At 58.8% G+C, this 13774-nt stretch carries 17 protein-coding genes and 1 tRNA gene; 7 read left to right on the top strand and 11 right to left on the bottom strand.

Annotation, left to right across the window (positions count from 1 at the left end):
• Nucleotide 1 precedes the first annotated feature (1 nt).
• From O4H31_RS07090 to purC, 4 genes are all read right to left on the bottom strand, one after another.
• On the bottom strand, nucleotides 2–1729 hold the full coding sequence (locus O4H31_RS07090; RefSeq protein WP_269344190.1) for a sensor histidine kinase: 1728 nt from the start codon (nucleotides 1727–1729) through the stop codon (nucleotides 2–4).
• 69 nt (nucleotides 1730–1798) lie between these two features.
• Complete coding sequence (gene purQ / locus O4H31_RS07085) at nucleotides 1799–2467, bottom strand: phosphoribosylformylglycinamidine synthase subunit PurQ (protein ID WP_269344188.1); 669 nt, start codon at nucleotides 2465–2467, stop codon at nucleotides 1799–1801.
• On the bottom strand, nucleotides 2467–2697 hold the full coding sequence (gene purS / locus O4H31_RS07080) for a phosphoribosylformylglycinamidine synthase subunit PurS (protein ID WP_269344186.1): 231 nt from the start codon (nucleotides 2695–2697) through the stop codon (nucleotides 2467–2469). The genes purQ and purS overlap by 1 nt, the downstream gene beginning before the upstream one ends.
• Before the next feature lie 48 nt (nucleotides 2698–2745).
• A complete protein-coding gene (gene purC, locus O4H31_RS07075) occupies nucleotides 2746–3507 on the bottom strand; it encodes a phosphoribosylaminoimidazolesuccinocarboxamide synthase (RefSeq protein WP_269344183.1) in 762 nt (253 codons plus the stop codon).
• A gap of 167 nt (nucleotides 3508–3674) precedes the next feature.
• Between purC and O4H31_RS07070 the strand changes: the two genes are divergently transcribed.
• Both O4H31_RS07070 and bmt read left to right on the top strand, forming a co-directional pair.
• Nucleotides 3675–3992, top strand: a complete 318-nt coding sequence (locus O4H31_RS07070) for a DUF1476 domain-containing protein (protein ID WP_269344182.1) — start codon at nucleotides 3675–3677, stop codon at nucleotides 3990–3992.
• A 132-nt stretch (nucleotides 3993–4124) separates the two neighbouring features.
• A complete protein-coding gene (bmt, locus tag O4H31_RS07065; RefSeq protein ID WP_243260555.1) occupies nucleotides 4125–5138 on the top strand; it encodes a betaine--homocysteine S-methyltransferase in 1014 nt (337 codons plus the stop codon).
• Between the two features lie 3 nt (nucleotides 5139–5141).
• On the opposite strand, the gene O4H31_RS07060 is transcribed toward bmt, so the two are convergent.
• Nucleotides 5142–6218: a PA0069 family radical SAM protein gene (locus O4H31_RS07060; RefSeq protein WP_269344178.1), complete on the bottom strand. Its 1077-nt coding sequence runs from the start codon at nucleotides 6216–6218 to the stop codon at nucleotides 5142–5144.
• 201 nt (nucleotides 6219–6419) lie between these two features.
• On the opposite strand from O4H31_RS07060, the gene O4H31_RS07055 reads away from it, so the two are divergent.
• Together O4H31_RS07055 and O4H31_RS07050 are read left to right on the top strand one after the other, a co-directional pair.
• Complete coding sequence (locus O4H31_RS07055; protein ID WP_093926142.1) at nucleotides 6420–7118, top strand: corrinoid protein; 699 nt, start codon at nucleotides 6420–6422, stop codon at nucleotides 7116–7118.
• 55 nt (nucleotides 7119–7173) lie between these two features.
• The gene (locus O4H31_RS07050) at nucleotides 7174–7818 is read left to right on the top strand and encodes a DUF1638 domain-containing protein (RefSeq protein ID WP_269344173.1); all 645 of its coding nucleotides are present in this window, start codon (nucleotides 7174–7176) and stop codon (nucleotides 7816–7818) included.
• Between the two features lie 3 nt (nucleotides 7819–7821).
• Here O4H31_RS07050 and O4H31_RS07045 read toward each other — a convergent pair whose 3' ends face one another.
• A complete protein-coding gene (locus O4H31_RS07045) occupies nucleotides 7822–8232 on the bottom strand; it encodes a SufE family protein (RefSeq protein WP_067629069.1) in 411 nt (136 codons plus the stop codon).
• A 126-nt stretch (nucleotides 8233–8358) separates the two neighbouring features.
• On the opposite strand from O4H31_RS07045, the gene O4H31_RS07040 reads away from it, so the two are divergent.
• On the top strand, nucleotides 8359–8877 hold the full coding sequence (locus O4H31_RS07040; RefSeq protein ID WP_269344170.1) for a hypothetical protein: 519 nt from the start codon (nucleotides 8359–8361) through the stop codon (nucleotides 8875–8877).
• 57 nt (nucleotides 8878–8934) lie between these two features.
• On the opposite strand, the gene rnd is transcribed toward O4H31_RS07040, so the two are convergent.
• The 3 genes from rnd to purM form a co-directional block, all read right to left on the bottom strand.
• Nucleotides 8935–10092: a ribonuclease D gene (gene rnd, locus O4H31_RS07035; RefSeq protein WP_269344169.1), complete on the bottom strand. Its 1158-nt coding sequence runs from the start codon at nucleotides 10090–10092 to the stop codon at nucleotides 8935–8937.
• Nucleotides 10093–10171: 79 nt separating this feature from the next.
• Nucleotides 10172–10768, bottom strand: coding sequence for a phosphoribosylglycinamide formyltransferase (gene purN / locus O4H31_RS07030; RefSeq protein ID WP_269344168.1), 597 nt, complete (start codon nucleotides 10766–10768; stop codon nucleotides 10172–10174).
• Nucleotides 10765–11811 (bottom strand): phosphoribosylformylglycinamidine cyclo-ligase, encoded by a 1047-nt coding sequence (gene purM, locus O4H31_RS07025; RefSeq protein ID WP_259985528.1) that lies wholly within the window; start codon nucleotides 11809–11811, stop codon nucleotides 10765–10767. Before purM ends, purN begins: the two co-directional genes overlap by 4 nt.
• Nucleotides 11812–11939: 128 nt before the next feature.
• Between purM and O4H31_RS07020 the strand changes: the two genes are divergently transcribed.
• Nucleotides 11940–12016 (top strand) — tRNA-Ile (locus O4H31_RS07020).
• A gap of 333 nt (nucleotides 12017–12349) precedes the next feature.
• On the opposite strand, the gene O4H31_RS07015 is transcribed toward O4H31_RS07020, so the two are convergent.
• Nucleotides 12350–12574, bottom strand: a complete 225-nt coding sequence (locus O4H31_RS07015; RefSeq protein WP_269344164.1) for a hypothetical protein — start codon at nucleotides 12572–12574, stop codon at nucleotides 12350–12352.
• Nucleotides 12575–13151: 577 nt separating this feature from the next.
• On the opposite strand from O4H31_RS07015, the gene O4H31_RS07010 reads away from it, so the two are divergent.
• The gene (locus O4H31_RS07010; RefSeq protein ID WP_269344162.1) at nucleotides 13152–13454 is read left to right on the top strand and encodes a helix-turn-helix domain-containing protein; all 303 of its coding nucleotides are present in this window, start codon (nucleotides 13152–13154) and stop codon (nucleotides 13452–13454) included.
• A 119-nt stretch (nucleotides 13455–13573) separates the two neighbouring features.
• On the opposite strand, the gene O4H31_RS07005 is transcribed toward O4H31_RS07010, so the two are convergent.
• Nucleotides 13574–13774, bottom strand: a 201-nt coding sequence (locus O4H31_RS07005; protein WP_269344160.1) for a hypothetical protein, incomplete at its 5' end; no start/stop codon positions are given.

Here is a 13774-nt window from a genome sequence, read left to right as displayed (position 1 = left end):
TTCACTCCGCCGCTTCAATCTTCGTTTCATCTGCCAATATAGGCAGTTGCATCTCAAATACAGCGCCACCGTTTTGTCCGTTGCGCGCCATAAGCCGTCCCCCAAGGTCGTTGACGATCCCTGATGAAATGGCAAGACCCAGTCCAACACCATCGCCGGGCTGTTTGGTCGTGTAGAAAGGTTCGAACAGCGCGTCCAAGTCCTCAATCCCCGGGCCATTGTCGCGCACGGTTAATGTCGCCGTCTCCCCCGCTGATAGTATAATGTCCACCTGAGGGTTTCGTTCCGATTTTGTTGCGTCCAATGCGTTTCTTAACAGGTTTACCATAACTTGTTCGATCCGCATACGATCTCCCATCACCATGACGGGATTATCGGGCAGGATGCGGCTGATCTGGACCTGTCGCTGGCGCAACTGCGGCTCCATCATCGACAGAGAGGATGCCAGCGCCGCGCCCATATCAACCGGAGAGAAAGCCTCCTGCCCCTTGCGGGCATAAGATTTAAGCTGCCGGGTGATTGCGCCCATCCGTTCAATCAGATCGTCAATGCGCCCGAAGGAGGAAAGCGCCTCATCCTGCCGGTTTCGTTTCAAAAGCAGCCGCGCGCCTGCCAGATAGGTCTTCATAGCAGCAAGCGGTTGGTTCAACTCATGGCTGACGGCGGCGGACATTTCGCCCAAGGCAGCAAGCTTTGACGATTGTTCAAGGGTTTGTTCGGCGACGGCGAGGGTCTGTTGCACCCGTTTGCGCTCAGCGATCTCCCGTTGAAGTGCGAGGTTCAACGCCCTGAGCTTGGCCGATTCCCGCTGGAAGATCGCGAGCCGCCCCGCCGTGCGGCGGCTGAGGAAATAGAAGGCCAGCGCCAGCAGGATCGCAAAGCCCATCACTTCCAAGGCCAGCACCCCGTTCACCTTTTCGCGGACCGAGGCATAGGTGGTGTAGCTGCTCATTCGCCAGCCGCGGAACGGTATCCGGTTTTCCAGCCGCATCACCGCCTCGCCCTGCAGATAGGCATCGGGCGGCAGCGCGGTCCAATCGGTGGTGGCCTGAATGGCGCGTTCAATGGCGCTTTGGGGCGTGTGGTTGGCCAACGCTTCAGGCTCTGTCAGCCCGCGCCAACGCGACTCGGTGGCGAGGATAATCTCGCCCGTGCTGTCCATCACGATGACCGCGTCCGAGATCCCGGCCCAAGCCCGTTCAAACTTTTGCAGATCAACCTCAACGGCGATCACCCCAAGCGTGGTCCCACCAGACTGCATGCGCCGTGAATAGAGGAAGCGATAGCCGCCCTGCTCACGCTCAATGGTCGAAAAGATCGTCGCGTTTGAGCGGATGGCATCGACGAAATAGGGTTCAGACTTATGCGCGGAGCCGAGGCGGTTACGGTCTGTCGCCGCCACCGTGCGCCCGTCGATGTCATAAAGCATCAAAGAGGCCGCGCCGATTTCCTCAACGAAAGAGATAAGCCGCTGTGTCGAAAAGGAATAGTCCGCCGATTGCAGCGCACCGATCAACGTGGGGTCGCGCGCCAAAAGCTGTGGCACAATCGCGTTTTGCCGCAACTCGGCCAGCAGATTGCCGCTGTAAAGCGCGATGCGCAGTTCAGCGCGATTGCGGGTGCTTTCGGTAAAACGGTCGGTCAGCAGCTTGTTGGTGATCGAGATCGTCACCACGGCGAGGATCATCAGCAATGCAATGGCAAACCGCACCCGCCAGGATACGGCCATGCTATTGCCTTCGGAACCGGATGCATCACTCATCGCGGCAATCTACGCGCTACGTGCGATGCACTCAAGTCAAGCGGTCTGCAGCGCGCCGGTCAATGCGCGGAAGAGCGCCGCCCCATCCGTATTGCCATGAGCCGCTTCCGCCGCCCGCTCAGGATGCGGCATCATGCCCAGCACACGGCGGTTTTCCGACAGAATGCCCGCAATATCGTCGCGCGCCCCGTTTGGGTTCTCGGCATAGCTGAAAGCCACACGATCTTCGCCGCGCAGTTTCGCGATGGTCTCATCGTCGGCAAAGTAATTGCCATCGTGGTGCGCGATCGGAATGTTGATCACCTGACCGGCGCTGTAGCCGTTGGTGTAGTCGCTGGCCGTGGTCTCGACCTTGAGGCCCACAGTCTTGCAGATGTACTTCAGCCCTGCATTGCGCAACAGCGCGCCGGGCAGCAGGCCGGTTTCGGTCAGCACCTGAAAACCGTTGCAAATGCCCAGCACATAGCCGCCGCGCTCTGCATGGGCCGCCACAGAGCGGCAGATCGGCGAATTTGCGGCAATGGCCCCACAGCGCAGGTAATCCCCATAGGAGAACCCGCCGGGGATACCCACGATATCAACGCCTTGCGGCAGTTCGCTGTCCTTGTGCCAGACCAAGGAAACCTGGGCGCCCGCAGCTTTAAAAGCCACGGCAAGGTCGCGGTCGCAATTGGACCCGGGAAAGACGACTACCGCTGCGTGCATCAGGCCAGCTCCACCGAATAGGATTCGATCACCGTATTGGCCAAGAGCTTTTCGCACATGGCGGTCACCTCGGCCTCGGTCGTGCCCTCGGCGAGGTCAAGCTCGATCACCTTGCCCTGACGCACGCCGTTCACCCCGTCAAAGCCCAAGGCTCCGAGCGCGTGGCGGACAGCTTCGCCCTGAGGGTCGAGAACCCCGTTCTTCAGCATCACATGCACCCGTGCTTTCATGGCGCGACACCCCTCTGTAACATCTGCAAATTGAACGGCGAAGCCGCGTTAGTTGATCAACGTCGGCTTGGACACCGGCGCATTGTTCTTGGGCATGACGCCGAGACGTTTGGCCACTTCGGTATAGGCATCGGTGAGCGAGCCCAGATCGCGGCGGAACACGTCTTTATCGAGCTTCTTGCCCGTCTCGATGTCCCACAGGCGGCAGCTGTCGGGGCTGATCTCATCGGCGACGATCAGACGCTGGAAGTCACCATCGTAAACGCGGCCAATCTCGATCTTGAAGTCCACCAGCTTGATACCGACGGCCATCATCACGCCCGACATGAAGTCATTGACCCGCAGCGCGAGGCTCAGGATATCGTCCATATCTTGCTGAGTTGCCCAGCCAAAGGCGGCGATATGCTCTTCGGTGACCAGCGGATCACCAAGTGCGTCGTCTTTGTAGCAATATTCGACAATCGGGCGCGGCAGTTGCGTGCCTTCTTCGATGCCAAGACGCTTGGACATGGAGCCCGCCGCATAGTTGCGCACGATCACTTCCAACGGAATGATCTCAACCTGCCGCACGAGCTGTTCGCGCATGTTCAGGCGTTTGATGAAATGCGTCGGTACGCCGATGTTGTTCAGCCCGGTCATAAAGAACTCAGACAGGCGGTTGTTCAACACGCCCTTGCCTTCGATCGTGGCTTTTTTTTCGGCGTTAAAGGCCGTCGCATCGTCTTTGAAATATTGCACGATGGTGCCGGGCTCAGGACCTTCATAGAGGATCTTTGCCTTGCCTTCGTAGATCTTGTTGCGCCGGGCCATGGGCATCCTTTCCAACAGGGGGCCGGGAACATCCCCGCCGCTTGCGCTTCTCTTAGTGCAACCACCCCGCTGCTGCAAGCATGGCCCGTCACCTTTGACGCGCCACTTGTGGGAAGGCGGGGGCGACCGCATATGAATAGGGTAACACCAGCAATCGGAGACCCGCTATGAGCAAGTTCGACGACCGTGCCAATGCCTTTGAAAGCAAGTTCGCCCACGATGCAGAGATGCAATTCCGCGCCGAGGCGCGCCGAAACAAACTGTTGGGCCTCTGGGCTGCTGAACTTTTAGGCAAATCGGGCAGCGACGCCGACGATTATGCCAAAGAGGTCGTGAAATCCGACTTCGAAGAGGCGGGCGAAGAGGATGTTTACCGCAAAGTCTCTGGCGACTTGGGCGACCGCGCTGATGAAGCGACGATCCGCGGCAAGATGCAGACCCTGATGGCCGAAGCCAAAGCACAACTGCTGAACGAGACCACCTGACCCATTCCACCCCGGCCACGCGCCGGGGTGACCCTCCCCGCCTGCCCTCATAATGAAGATGAATATTATGAGATTGCCCCCATGAACCCATCATGACATCAGGCGAAATTCCCAGACCCTACAGGAGCCCTCATGAGCAACGCATTCACCGATCTTTTGGCTGAAAAGGGCACATTGCTCGCGGATGGGGCCACGGGCACCAATCTGTTCAACATGGGGCTGATGTCGGGCGACGCGCCTGAGATGTGGAACACCGATGAGCCTAAGAAGATCATCAAGCTTTACCGGTTTGCAGTGGATTCGGGCAGTGATCTGTTCCTGACCAACTCTTTTGGGGCCAATGCCTCGCGGCTTAAACTGCACGGTGCCGAAAAGCGGGTGCATGAGCTGAGCCGTGTTTCTGCCGAACTAGCGCGTGAGGTGGCCGATACCGCTGAGCGGAAAGTCATCGTCGCGGGCTCTGTCGGCCCTACGGGTGAGATTATGGAGCCGGTGGGCACCCTGACCCACTCCCTCGCCGTTGAGATGTTCCATGAGACCGCCGATGGCCTAAAGGCCGGTGGCGCCGACATCGGCTGGCTGGAGACGATCAGCGCCCCCGAAGAATACCGCGCCGCTGCTGAAGGCTTCGCGCTGGCGGGCCTGCCGTGGTGCGGCACGATGAGCTTCGACACCGCGGGCCGCACGATGATGGGCCTGACCTCCGAAGGGATGGTCGATATGGTGCATGGGCTGGACAACACGCCGCTGGCTTATGGTGCCAACTGCGGCACAGGTGCGTCTGACCTGCTGCGCACCGTGCTTGGCTTCGCCGCAAAGAACGGCACGCTGCCGATTATCTCCAAAGGCAATGCGGGCATCCCAAAATACGTCGAAGGCCATATCCACTACGACGGCACGCCCGAGTTGATGGCGCGTTATGCGACCATGGCGCGGGACGCCGGTGCGAGCATCATCGGTGGCTGCTGTGGCACCCTTCCCGAGCATTTGGTGGCGATGCGCGAAGCGCTCGACAGCACGGAGAAAGGCCCGGCCCCGACGCTTGAGCAGATCCGCGAAGAGATCGGTGATTTCTCGTCCGAAAGCGACGGCACCGATGGTCAAGGTCCGGTGCGCGCGCCGCGCCGCGGCCGCCGCCGGGGCTGAGCCTCAAAGCAAGCTCAATTGATCGCCCCTTTCGGGGGGCGGTCGAAACAGATCGCAGCGCAGCGGCACGCCCGCGCGGGTCAGCCCCAGACGTTTGGCTGCCAGATCAAAGCGCTGCGCCACCATCTGCGCATAGGGCCCCTCGCCCCGCATCCGTTTGTGCCAGCCTGCGTCATATTCTTTGCCGCCATGCATATCGCGCAAGCGCGCCATGATCCGCTCGGCCCGGTCGGGATAATGGGTGGCGAGCCACTCCTGCACCAGCGGCGAAACCTCGCGCGGCAGGCGCAGCATGATCCAACTGGCGTGCCGCGCCCCAGCATCGCGCCCTGCGGTCAGGATCGCCTCCAACTCCGGGTCGGTCAGCGCCGGAACCATCGGGGACGCCATGATCCGCACCGGAATTCCGGCCTCTGAAAGCTTCCGGATCACCTGCAATCGCCGCTGCGGCGCTGGCGCGCGCGGCTCCATCAATCGGCTGAGGCGGGCGTCGAGCGTTGTCACCGAAATTCCCACTGCGGCGAGGCTGCGTTTGGCCATGTCGCTTAAAATATCAATGTCCCGCTCGATCAGGCTGCCCTTGGTCACGATTGCCACCGGGTGATTGAATTCAGACAGCACCTCAAGACACTCGCGCATGATGCCGTGGGTGTTTTCGATTGGCTGATACGGGTCGGTGTTGGTTCCGATGGCGATGGGGGCGACCTCATAGCGTTTCGCGCGCAGTTCTCGCGCCAGCACCTGCGGCGCTTCGGGGCGGGCGATCAACTGCGTTTCAAAATCCAGCCCCGGCGACAGGCCAAGGTAAGCGTGACTGGGCCGCGCGAAACAATAGACGCATCCATGTTCGCAGCCGCGGTACGGGTTGATCGACCGGTCAAAGGGCAAATCCGGCGAGCGGTTGTAGGTAATCACCCGGCGCGGCACTTCGATGCTTGTGCTGGTTCGCAGCACCGGAAGCACTTCTTCCCGGGCCCATCCGTCATCTTCGGCCACGCGGGCGTGACGCTCAAACCGGCCTGCATCATTGCTGCCTGCCGCGCGGCCAAGCACGCGGAATCGCTGGTCTTCCCTATCCATGAAAGAAGGTTAGAACATTGCGCGAACATCAGCAAGTAAACTTGCGCAAACCCTTGTCCTTACACCGCAAAAAGCAGTAGTTTGCCCCCAAGGCGTCGCGCAAGGCGCGCCCGATGTCGCAAACCGCGACCTCGGCGCTAACATTCCGTGAGACAAGGGCCCAAGTGTCATGCACCTGCACGCCCAGCAGAAGGAAACACCATGTCAGAAGAAGACGATATCATCCTGGCCGAGTTGGACGACGAAGAACTGGTCCAGCAGATGTTCGATGACCTCTATGACGGTCTTAAGGAAGAGATCGAAGAAGGGGTGCAAATCCTGCTCGACCGCGGTTGGGAACCCTATGAGGTTCTGACCAAAGCGCTGGTCGGCGGGATGACCATCGTGGGCGCGGATTTCCGCGACGGTATCCTCTTTGTGCCCGAAGTGCTGCTGGCCGCCAATGCGATGAAGGGCGGCATGGCCATTCTCAAGCCGCTGCTTGCTGAAACCGGCGCGCCGCGTGTGGGCAAGATGGTGATCGGCACCGTCAAAGGCGACATTCACGACATCGGCAAAAACCTCGTCGGGATGATGATGGAAGGCGCGGGTTTCGAAGTCGTAGACCTTGGGATCAACAACGCGGTCGAAGCCTATCTCGAAGCATTGGAAGCGGAAAAAGCCGACATCTTGGGCATGTCCGCTCTGCTGACCACGACCATGCCCTATATGAAGGTCGTGATCGACACATTGATCGAACAGGGCAAGCGCGATGACTATATCGTTCTGGTCGGTGGCGCGCCGCTGAACGAAGAGTTCGGCAAGGCCATTGGGGCCGACGCCTATTGCCGCGATGCCGCCGTAGCAGTGGAAACGGCCAAAGACTGGATGGGTCGGAAACATAACTCCGCCAACGCCTAGGCTGCTGGCACCGCTCCACTTGGCTTTGGCATCGGTGACATGCGATGGTGACGCCATGAGCGACAGCAATCTGCCAGATGATCGGACCCTCACCCAAGAGGGGCTCGCGCCCACCCGCGCGGGCCGCATTCTGCTGATCGCCTGTGGCGCGCTGGCCCGTGAGATACTGGATCTGAAGGCCGCGAACGGCTGGAGCCATCTGGATCTCACCTGCCTGCCCGCGAAATATCACCTCTACCCGGAAAAGATCACCCAAGCGGTGTGCGACACGGTCGCCAAACACCGTGCGGACTATGACGATTTTTTCGTCGTTTACGCCGATTGCGGGACGGGCGGCGGGCTCGAACGGGCCTGCGATGAGATGGGCGTTCAGATGGTGGCCGGGCCGCATTGCTACAGCTTTTTTCAGGGCAACGAGAGTTTCGCCAAAACCTCGGAAGATGAGATCACCACCTTCTACCTCACCGATTTTCTGGTGCGGCAGTTTGAGGCGTTCATCATCAAGCCCATGGGCCTCGACCGGCATCCAGAGCTGCGCGATATGTATTTCGGCAATTATGAAAAACTCGTCTATCAGGCGCAGACTGACGACCCGGCGCTGACCGAAAAGGCGCGGGATTGCGCCGCCCGGCTCGGACTTACGTTCGAGCGGCGCTTCACGGGCTACGGGGATTTGCAGACCGCCTTGCGCGACCTTTAACCGTCAGGCTTCCTGAGCGGCCGTCTCGCGCACCCGCTCGATCATCGCGCGCAACCCGTTGGAGCGTTGCGCCGAGAGGTGGTCATTCAATCCCAGCCGCGCCAGTTCCGCCTTGGCATCGACAGCGCCCACTTCGACTGGCGTCAAACCGTTGTAAAGCTTACGCAAAACCGCAATCAGCCCAGACACGATCATCGCGTCGCTTGCGCCGTCAAAATGCAACTTGCCGCCGTCAAACTGTGCATGAAGCCAGACCTGAGAGGCGCAGCCGTCGACCTTGGTGGCCGGCACGCGCAGCGGCTCGGGGAGCGGGTCCATCGCTTTGCCAAGGTCGATCACATGGCGATAGCGGTCTTCCCAATCATCCAGAAACTCGAAATCCTCGACCAGTTCTTCAAAGGCAGGCGTGGCCATCTGTGCACTCTCTTCGGGTGAATTCCATTGCCTGACAGGTAGGATGCCGATGGGCAAAGGTCCACCCCCTTCCCATGGGTGGCGTGATGGGGTAGCACAAGACAAGTTAACTTAACGGCGGATCCCATGCGCAAGACACTCCTCGCTCTTTTGGCCTCGACCCTTTTGGTATCCGCCTGTGGCACGGTCCGTGACAGCCGCATCAACCCGCTGAATTGGTTCGGCCCCGCGCGTTCGGCCCCGTCCGCGTCGGAAGAGAGCAACAACCCGTTGATTCCACAGCGGAGCGGGCTGTTCGCCCGGCGCGCGGTTGAGGTCGACACTTATGAGGGGCGCCCTTTCGAGCAGATCACCGACCTGACGATTGAGCCTGTGCCGGGCGGTGCGATCCTACGCGCCACGGGCCTTGCCGCGCGGCAGGGCATATATGCAGTGCAGCTAACCCCAGCGACGATTGATGAGACGCCTGTTGACGGAGTTCTGACTTACCGTCTGGAAGGGGTACGCCCCGACAAAGCGACCCCGCAAGGCAGCCGCCCCACCCGTGAGGTCATCGCGGGCCGTCGTCTGACAGATCAAATGCTGGCCGGGGTGCGCGAGATTCGCGTCGAAGGGCAGATGAATGCGCTGGTCTCTCGCCGCTAAGCGGCCAAGCCACGCACCATAAGAAAGAGCCGCCCCAATCGGGCGGCTCTTTTCGTTTCAGACTTTAACTGCTTTCACATCCGTCCCATCGGCGGCCAAAGCAATCTTGCCCTCGCAGAGCAGCAGCGCATCGGCGCCAAAGACCTCATGCCGCCAGCCGCGCAGGGCCGGCACGTCGCGCTCTCCCGCCGACAACATATCCAGATCACTGGCCGAGGCGATGAGCTTGGCCGCGACGCCTGCGCTTTCGGTCTTGGCCTTGAGCAAAACCCGCAGGAGATCGGCCAGCGCAGGGTTCACCTGCAGCTTGTCGCGCTTGCGGTCGGGTTGCGGCATGTCGGCGGCTTTGCAAGCCACGCCTGCGGCCACGGCTTTCAAAATGCCTTCGGCGATTTCCCCCTTGCGGGCTTCGCGCAGCAATAGACGGGCGCGGTTCAGCTCCTCGCCATTTGACGGCTTAAGGCTCGCCAATTCGACCAGCGCGTCATCCTTGAATACGCGATTGCGCGGGATGTTGCGGGTGCGGGCGTAATCCTCACGAAAGGCGGCCAATTCGCGGACGATCGCCAGAAACTTCGGCGAATTGGTCCGGGTCTTCACTCGCTTCCAGGCATCCTGCGGTTGGGTTACATAGGTATCGGGGCTGAGCAGTGTCTCAAGCTCCTCGGCCACCCAACGGGCGCGGCCAGTCTGTTCAAGCTTGCGCGCCAGAAATTCGTAAATCTGCCGCAGATGGGTTACGTCGGCCAGCGCATAGGTCTTCTGTGCGTCGGTCAACGGACGGCGGGACCAATCGGTAAAGCGCGAGGTCTTGTCCAACGACTCATGCGCGATCTTGCGCACTAAGGTCTCATAGCCCACCTGTTCGCCAAAGCCGCAGACCATCGCGGCCACCTGAGTGTCGAACAGCGGCTCAGGAAAGACCTTGGCATCGACGTAGAAGATCTCAAGATCCTGCCGTGCCGCGTGGAACACTTTGATCACCGATGTGTCGCGGAACAGATCATAGAGCGGCTCAAGCGAGATGCCTTCGGCTAAGGGATCGACCAGCACGGCGTTGCTGTCGTCGGTTCCGGGCATGGCAAGTTGGACGAGGCAGAGCTTGGAATAATAGGTCCGCTCACGCAGGAATTCCGTGTCGACGGTCACGTAATCATGGCGCGCAGCCTCTTCACAGAATTGCGCGAGGTCGGCGGTCGTGGTGATGGTTTTCATAAATGCTCTTTGACAAGTTGCACGCCCGGTCATCGGGCTTTGTCAAAGAGGTACATCACAAGGGAAGCTTTGACCAGCGTCAGCCCGTCAGCATGACCGGCTGACGCTCACCGGCGGCGAAACGGCGCAGCACGGCGGGATAAAGGCGATGTTCTTGCACCAGCACCCGTTGGGCCAAGGTCTCTGCCGTGTCGTCCGGCAGAACCGGAATGCGCGCTTGGCCAAGGATCGGACCATCATCCAAAGCCGCAGTGACTTCATGCACGGTACAGCCGTGTTCGGTATCGCCCGCCTCCAGCGCGCGGGCATGGGTGTGCAGCCCGCGGTATTTCGGCAGTAGCGAGGGGTGGATGTTGATCATCCGCCCGGCCCAAGCATCGGTGAATCCTTCGGTCAGTTTGCGCATGAATCCGGCAAGGCAGATGATGTCGGGCGCATGGGCCTCAAGCGCGGCAGTGAGCGCCGCCTCAAACGCCGGGCGGTCCTTGCCGAAGGGGCGGTGATCGACCACTTCGGTCGCGATCCCCTGCCCCTGCGCCCAAGCGATTCCGCCCGCGTCTGCGTTGTTGGACAGCACCAAACAGGGGCGGCCTGCATGGTCGCCGGTCATATCCTCGACCAGCGCCCGCATGTTGGAGCCACCGCCCGAGACGAAAATCGCAACCCGCTTGGTCAAAGCAGCGCGCCTGAGTAGGTGACGCCATTGCCGGTGGTGATGCGCCCGATCTCGATGGCGGCGTGGCCATCCTCGGCAAAGGCGGCCTTCGCAGCCTCGACCTTATCAGCAGAGACGACGGCAACCATGCCAATCCCGGCGTTGAAGGTCTTGAGCATCTCGGCCTCGGCCATGCCCCCTTCGGCGGCCAGCCATTTGAAGACCGGCGGCAGGTCCCATGCGTTGAGGTCAATCTCGGCCGCCAGCCCCACGGGCAATACGCGCGGCAGGTTTTCAGTGAGGCCACCGCCCGTGATATGCGCCAGCGCCGACACGGCATCGGCACGCAGGGCCGCCACAGCGCCTTTGACGTAGAGCTTCGTGGGCGTCAGCAGTGCACTGCCCAGATCACCTTCGCCCCATGGGCAATCGTCGCCCCAGCCCAGACCGCTGCGCTCAACGATCTTGCGCACGAGGCTATAGCCGTTGGAATGCACCCCATCGCTCGGCAGGCCCAAGAGCACGTCGCCCTCTTTCACATCGCGCGGCAGCTCGGTCCCGCGCTCCATCGCGCCGACCGAGAAACCGGCGAGGTCAAAATCACCCGCGTGATACATGCCCGGCATTTCAGCCGTCTCGCCGCCGATCAAGGCGCAACCGGAATCGGCGCAGCCCTTGGCGATGCCTTCGATGATCCGCGCGGCACTGTCGAGCTCCAGCTTTCCGGTGGCGAAGTAATCGAGGAAGAAAAGCGGCTCGGCCCCCTGACAAACCAGATCGTTGACGCACATAGCGACCAGATCAATGCCGATGCTGTCCACATTGCCGGTGTCGATGGCAATGCGCAGCTTGGTGCCTACGCCGTCCGTCGCGGCAACCAGCACCGGATCGGTGAAACCTGCGCCTTTCAGATCGAACAGCGCGCCAAAGCCGCCGAGGCCAGACATAACGCCGGGCCGGGCGGTGGATTTCGCCGCCGGTTTGATCCGCTCTACAAGCGCGTTGCCTGCGTCAATATCCACGCCTGCTTCGGCATAGGTGATTCCGTTGTCGGATTTTGTCATGGTCATGGCCCCCGGCGCGCATTTTCCCTTGCGCGCGGAGTTAGAGTATTGTGCGGGTCACTGCAATCATTTGGTGCAGCTAATGTCTTGACGCTCGGGCTGCGGCGTCATACCCAAACGCCCATGGCGGGCCTGTAGCTCAATTGGTTAGAGCAGAGCGCTCATAACGCTTTGGTTGCGGGTTCAAGTCCTGCCGGGCCTACCATACTTTTCAATGACTTAGCCTAAACTCCCGAAACTGGAATTTGGTTCATTGAACCAGTTCTAAGTTTTAGCGCTCGAATCTGGGAGTTCGTAAAGTCAGGATACACCTTACGTATAAGATGTGGACCTTAGTTTTTTGGTCCACATCCTACCGATTCTAAAGCGTTACAGCACTTTTAACGGAAAAAAGAACCTCGTGAATACGAGCCGAGCTCCACAACACTTGCGTTTCAATAGGCGCTGAACCTGATTGGTAAGACGGCTTTAAAACCTGACAGGCGAATGGCAATGCAAGCAGAGCATCAAGAATGGTCTTCAGGTAGCTTTGAGCATGCTAAAAAAAGTCGATCAGGTCCTGATCCGTCGCATCAGGCTCGATATGTAACTGATCAAGCGCAGCAAGTGCGCCGAGAGCCTGCCGCAGCTCCAAATTAGTGATTACGCGTCCAAGCAACTCGCGCTCACAATCAAGCCATACGCTCAGTCTGTAAAGTGCGTTTTCAGTATGAGAAAAGGACGTCACGGATAATTCAGGATGTATGATGGTCGTTAAGTTCATTGCGAACCTCGAATTTGAGAGTCCGGAGCACTATGCTCGATAGCCGCGTCGGATTGGGCGACAACTGGCGTCGCCACGGCTGACAAGAAAAAAGACGGCGGATTGAGTATCCTCGTATCCAACCACATCCAAGGTAGATATTGGCGCTTTCTTCAAATGGCGAAATCGATTTTACCAGAAAAAAATTTCGTTAGGCGCAATAATCGATACGAGGGCCTTAGGCAGAGAGCTTGAGATCACGAAGAACCATACGCAGGAGTCCTGGGGCTTGTGCCAGCAAGCTTAAGCGTTTGAAGTTTCAAAATCAGGCATTGCTTAAGATTCCACGTCTACCCGCGCCAAGGCCTTTATCAGTCCTAAAAATCCTATTCAAAACATGGCAAATCTATCCATATTGGCCGTTTCTCGCAAAACCAAAGTAAATAAACTATTGATTTTTCACAATAAAAATCTTGAATTGAAAAATATATGATTGTAATTTCTTCATAACGTCAGATCGAGATGGGAAAAGTTAGGCAAAGTACCCACAAGCAAAATTACTGGGAAATAGCATAATCGGGTTGCCTGGCCGGAATAGATGGCTGGTCGTAAATTTAAGGCTATTTTTGAAGCTGAAGAACCAGTTCTTCGAAAAAATCAAGGCAACAGATCCTTGAGCCCCAATCCCTCATACCACCAAAGATGTACGGAATTAAAAGGAGAATTTAGAATGGTTATTTACACTCCCAAACAGCTTGCTGAGCGTTGGAACTGCTGTAGCAACACCATTAGAAACGCTATCATTTCTGGAGAGCTACAGGCCTTTCGCGTCGGTCGCCTTCTGCGAATTCCACAACATTCTGTTGATAATTTTGAGCGACGTTTCATGCCGAATAAATGAAAATTCGTGATTTGAGCAGACCGAGCAACCCAAGACCTGGCGACGTCAATACACCTTCGTCGATTACACCAGCGCAACTCGGGAGGCGTTGGTGCTGTTCACCCAACACAATACGAAAACTAATTCGAGACGGCCAATTGCATGCGGTTCGTTACCGTAAAAGCCATGCTCGGATAGAAACAATGACCTGCTCCCCTGAAATGTCCTCGATTTGAGGTTAGCCTGTTCTCCAATTGAGGAGACAAAAGATGAAGAGAAGCCGTTTCAGCGAAGAACAGATTATTGGCATCCTGAAGGAGCACCAGGCAGGGCTCGGCGCG

Source organism: Sulfitobacter dubius (genome assembly GCF_027214245.1).
GTDB lineage: Bacteria > Pseudomonadota > Alphaproteobacteria > Rhodobacterales > Rhodobacteraceae > Sulfitobacter > Sulfitobacter dubius_A.
Note: the sequence above shows the minus strand (reverse complement) of the source record. Positions and strands in the feature narration are given on the sequence as shown.

What these genes read in the sequence shown, in the direction of transcription:
- O4H31_RS07090 (WP_269344190.1), bottom strand. Translation starts at nt 1,729, where the DNA reads ATGGCCGTATCCTGGCGGGTGCGGTTTGCCATTGCATTGCTGATGATC.
- purQ (WP_269344188.1), bottom strand. Translation starts at nt 2,467, where the DNA reads ATGCACGCAGCGGTAGTCGTCTTTCCCGGGTCCAATTGCGACCGCGAC.
- purS (WP_269344186.1), bottom strand. Translation starts at nt 2,697, where the DNA reads ATGAAAGCACGGGTGCATGTGATGCTGAAGAACGGGGTTCTCGACCCT.
- purC (WP_269344183.1), bottom strand. Translation starts at nt 3,507, where the DNA reads ATGGCCCGGCGCAACAAGATCTACGAAGGCAAGGCAAAGATCCTCTAT.
- O4H31_RS07070 (WP_269344182.1), top strand. Translation starts at nt 3,675, where the DNA reads ATGAGCAAGTTCGACGACCGTGCCAATGCCTTTGAAAGCAAGTTCGCC.
- bmt (WP_243260555.1), top strand. Translation starts at nt 4,125, where the DNA reads ATGAGCAACGCATTCACCGATCTTTTGGCTGAAAAGGGCACATTGCTC.
- O4H31_RS07060 (WP_269344178.1), bottom strand. Translation starts at nt 6,218, where the DNA reads ATGGATAGGGAAGACCAGCGATTCCGCGTGCTTGGCCGCGCGGCAGGC.
- O4H31_RS07055 (WP_093926142.1), top strand. Translation starts at nt 6,420, where the DNA reads ATGTCAGAAGAAGACGATATCATCCTGGCCGAGTTGGACGACGAAGAA.
- O4H31_RS07050 (WP_269344173.1), top strand. Translation starts at nt 7,174, where the DNA reads ATGAGCGACAGCAATCTGCCAGATGATCGGACCCTCACCCAAGAGGGG.
- O4H31_RS07045 (WP_067629069.1), bottom strand. Translation starts at nt 8,232, where the DNA reads ATGGCCACGCCTGCCTTTGAAGAACTGGTCGAGGATTTCGAGTTTCTG.
- O4H31_RS07040 (WP_269344170.1), top strand. Translation starts at nt 8,359, where the DNA reads ATGCGCAAGACACTCCTCGCTCTTTTGGCCTCGACCCTTTTGGTATCC.
- rnd (WP_269344169.1), bottom strand. Translation starts at nt 10,092, where the DNA reads ATGAAAACCATCACCACGACCGCCGACCTCGCGCAATTCTGTGAAGAG.
- purM (WP_259985528.1), bottom strand. Translation starts at nt 11,811, where the DNA reads ATGACAAAATCCGACAACGGAATCACCTATGCCGAAGCAGGCGTGGAT.
- O4H31_RS07015 (WP_269344164.1), bottom strand. Translation starts at nt 12,574, where the DNA reads ATGAACTTAACGACCATCATACATCCTGAATTATCCGTGACGTCCTTT.
- O4H31_RS07010 (WP_269344162.1), top strand. Translation starts at nt 13,152, where the DNA reads ATGGCTGGTCGTAAATTTAAGGCTATTTTTGAAGCTGAAGAACCAGTT.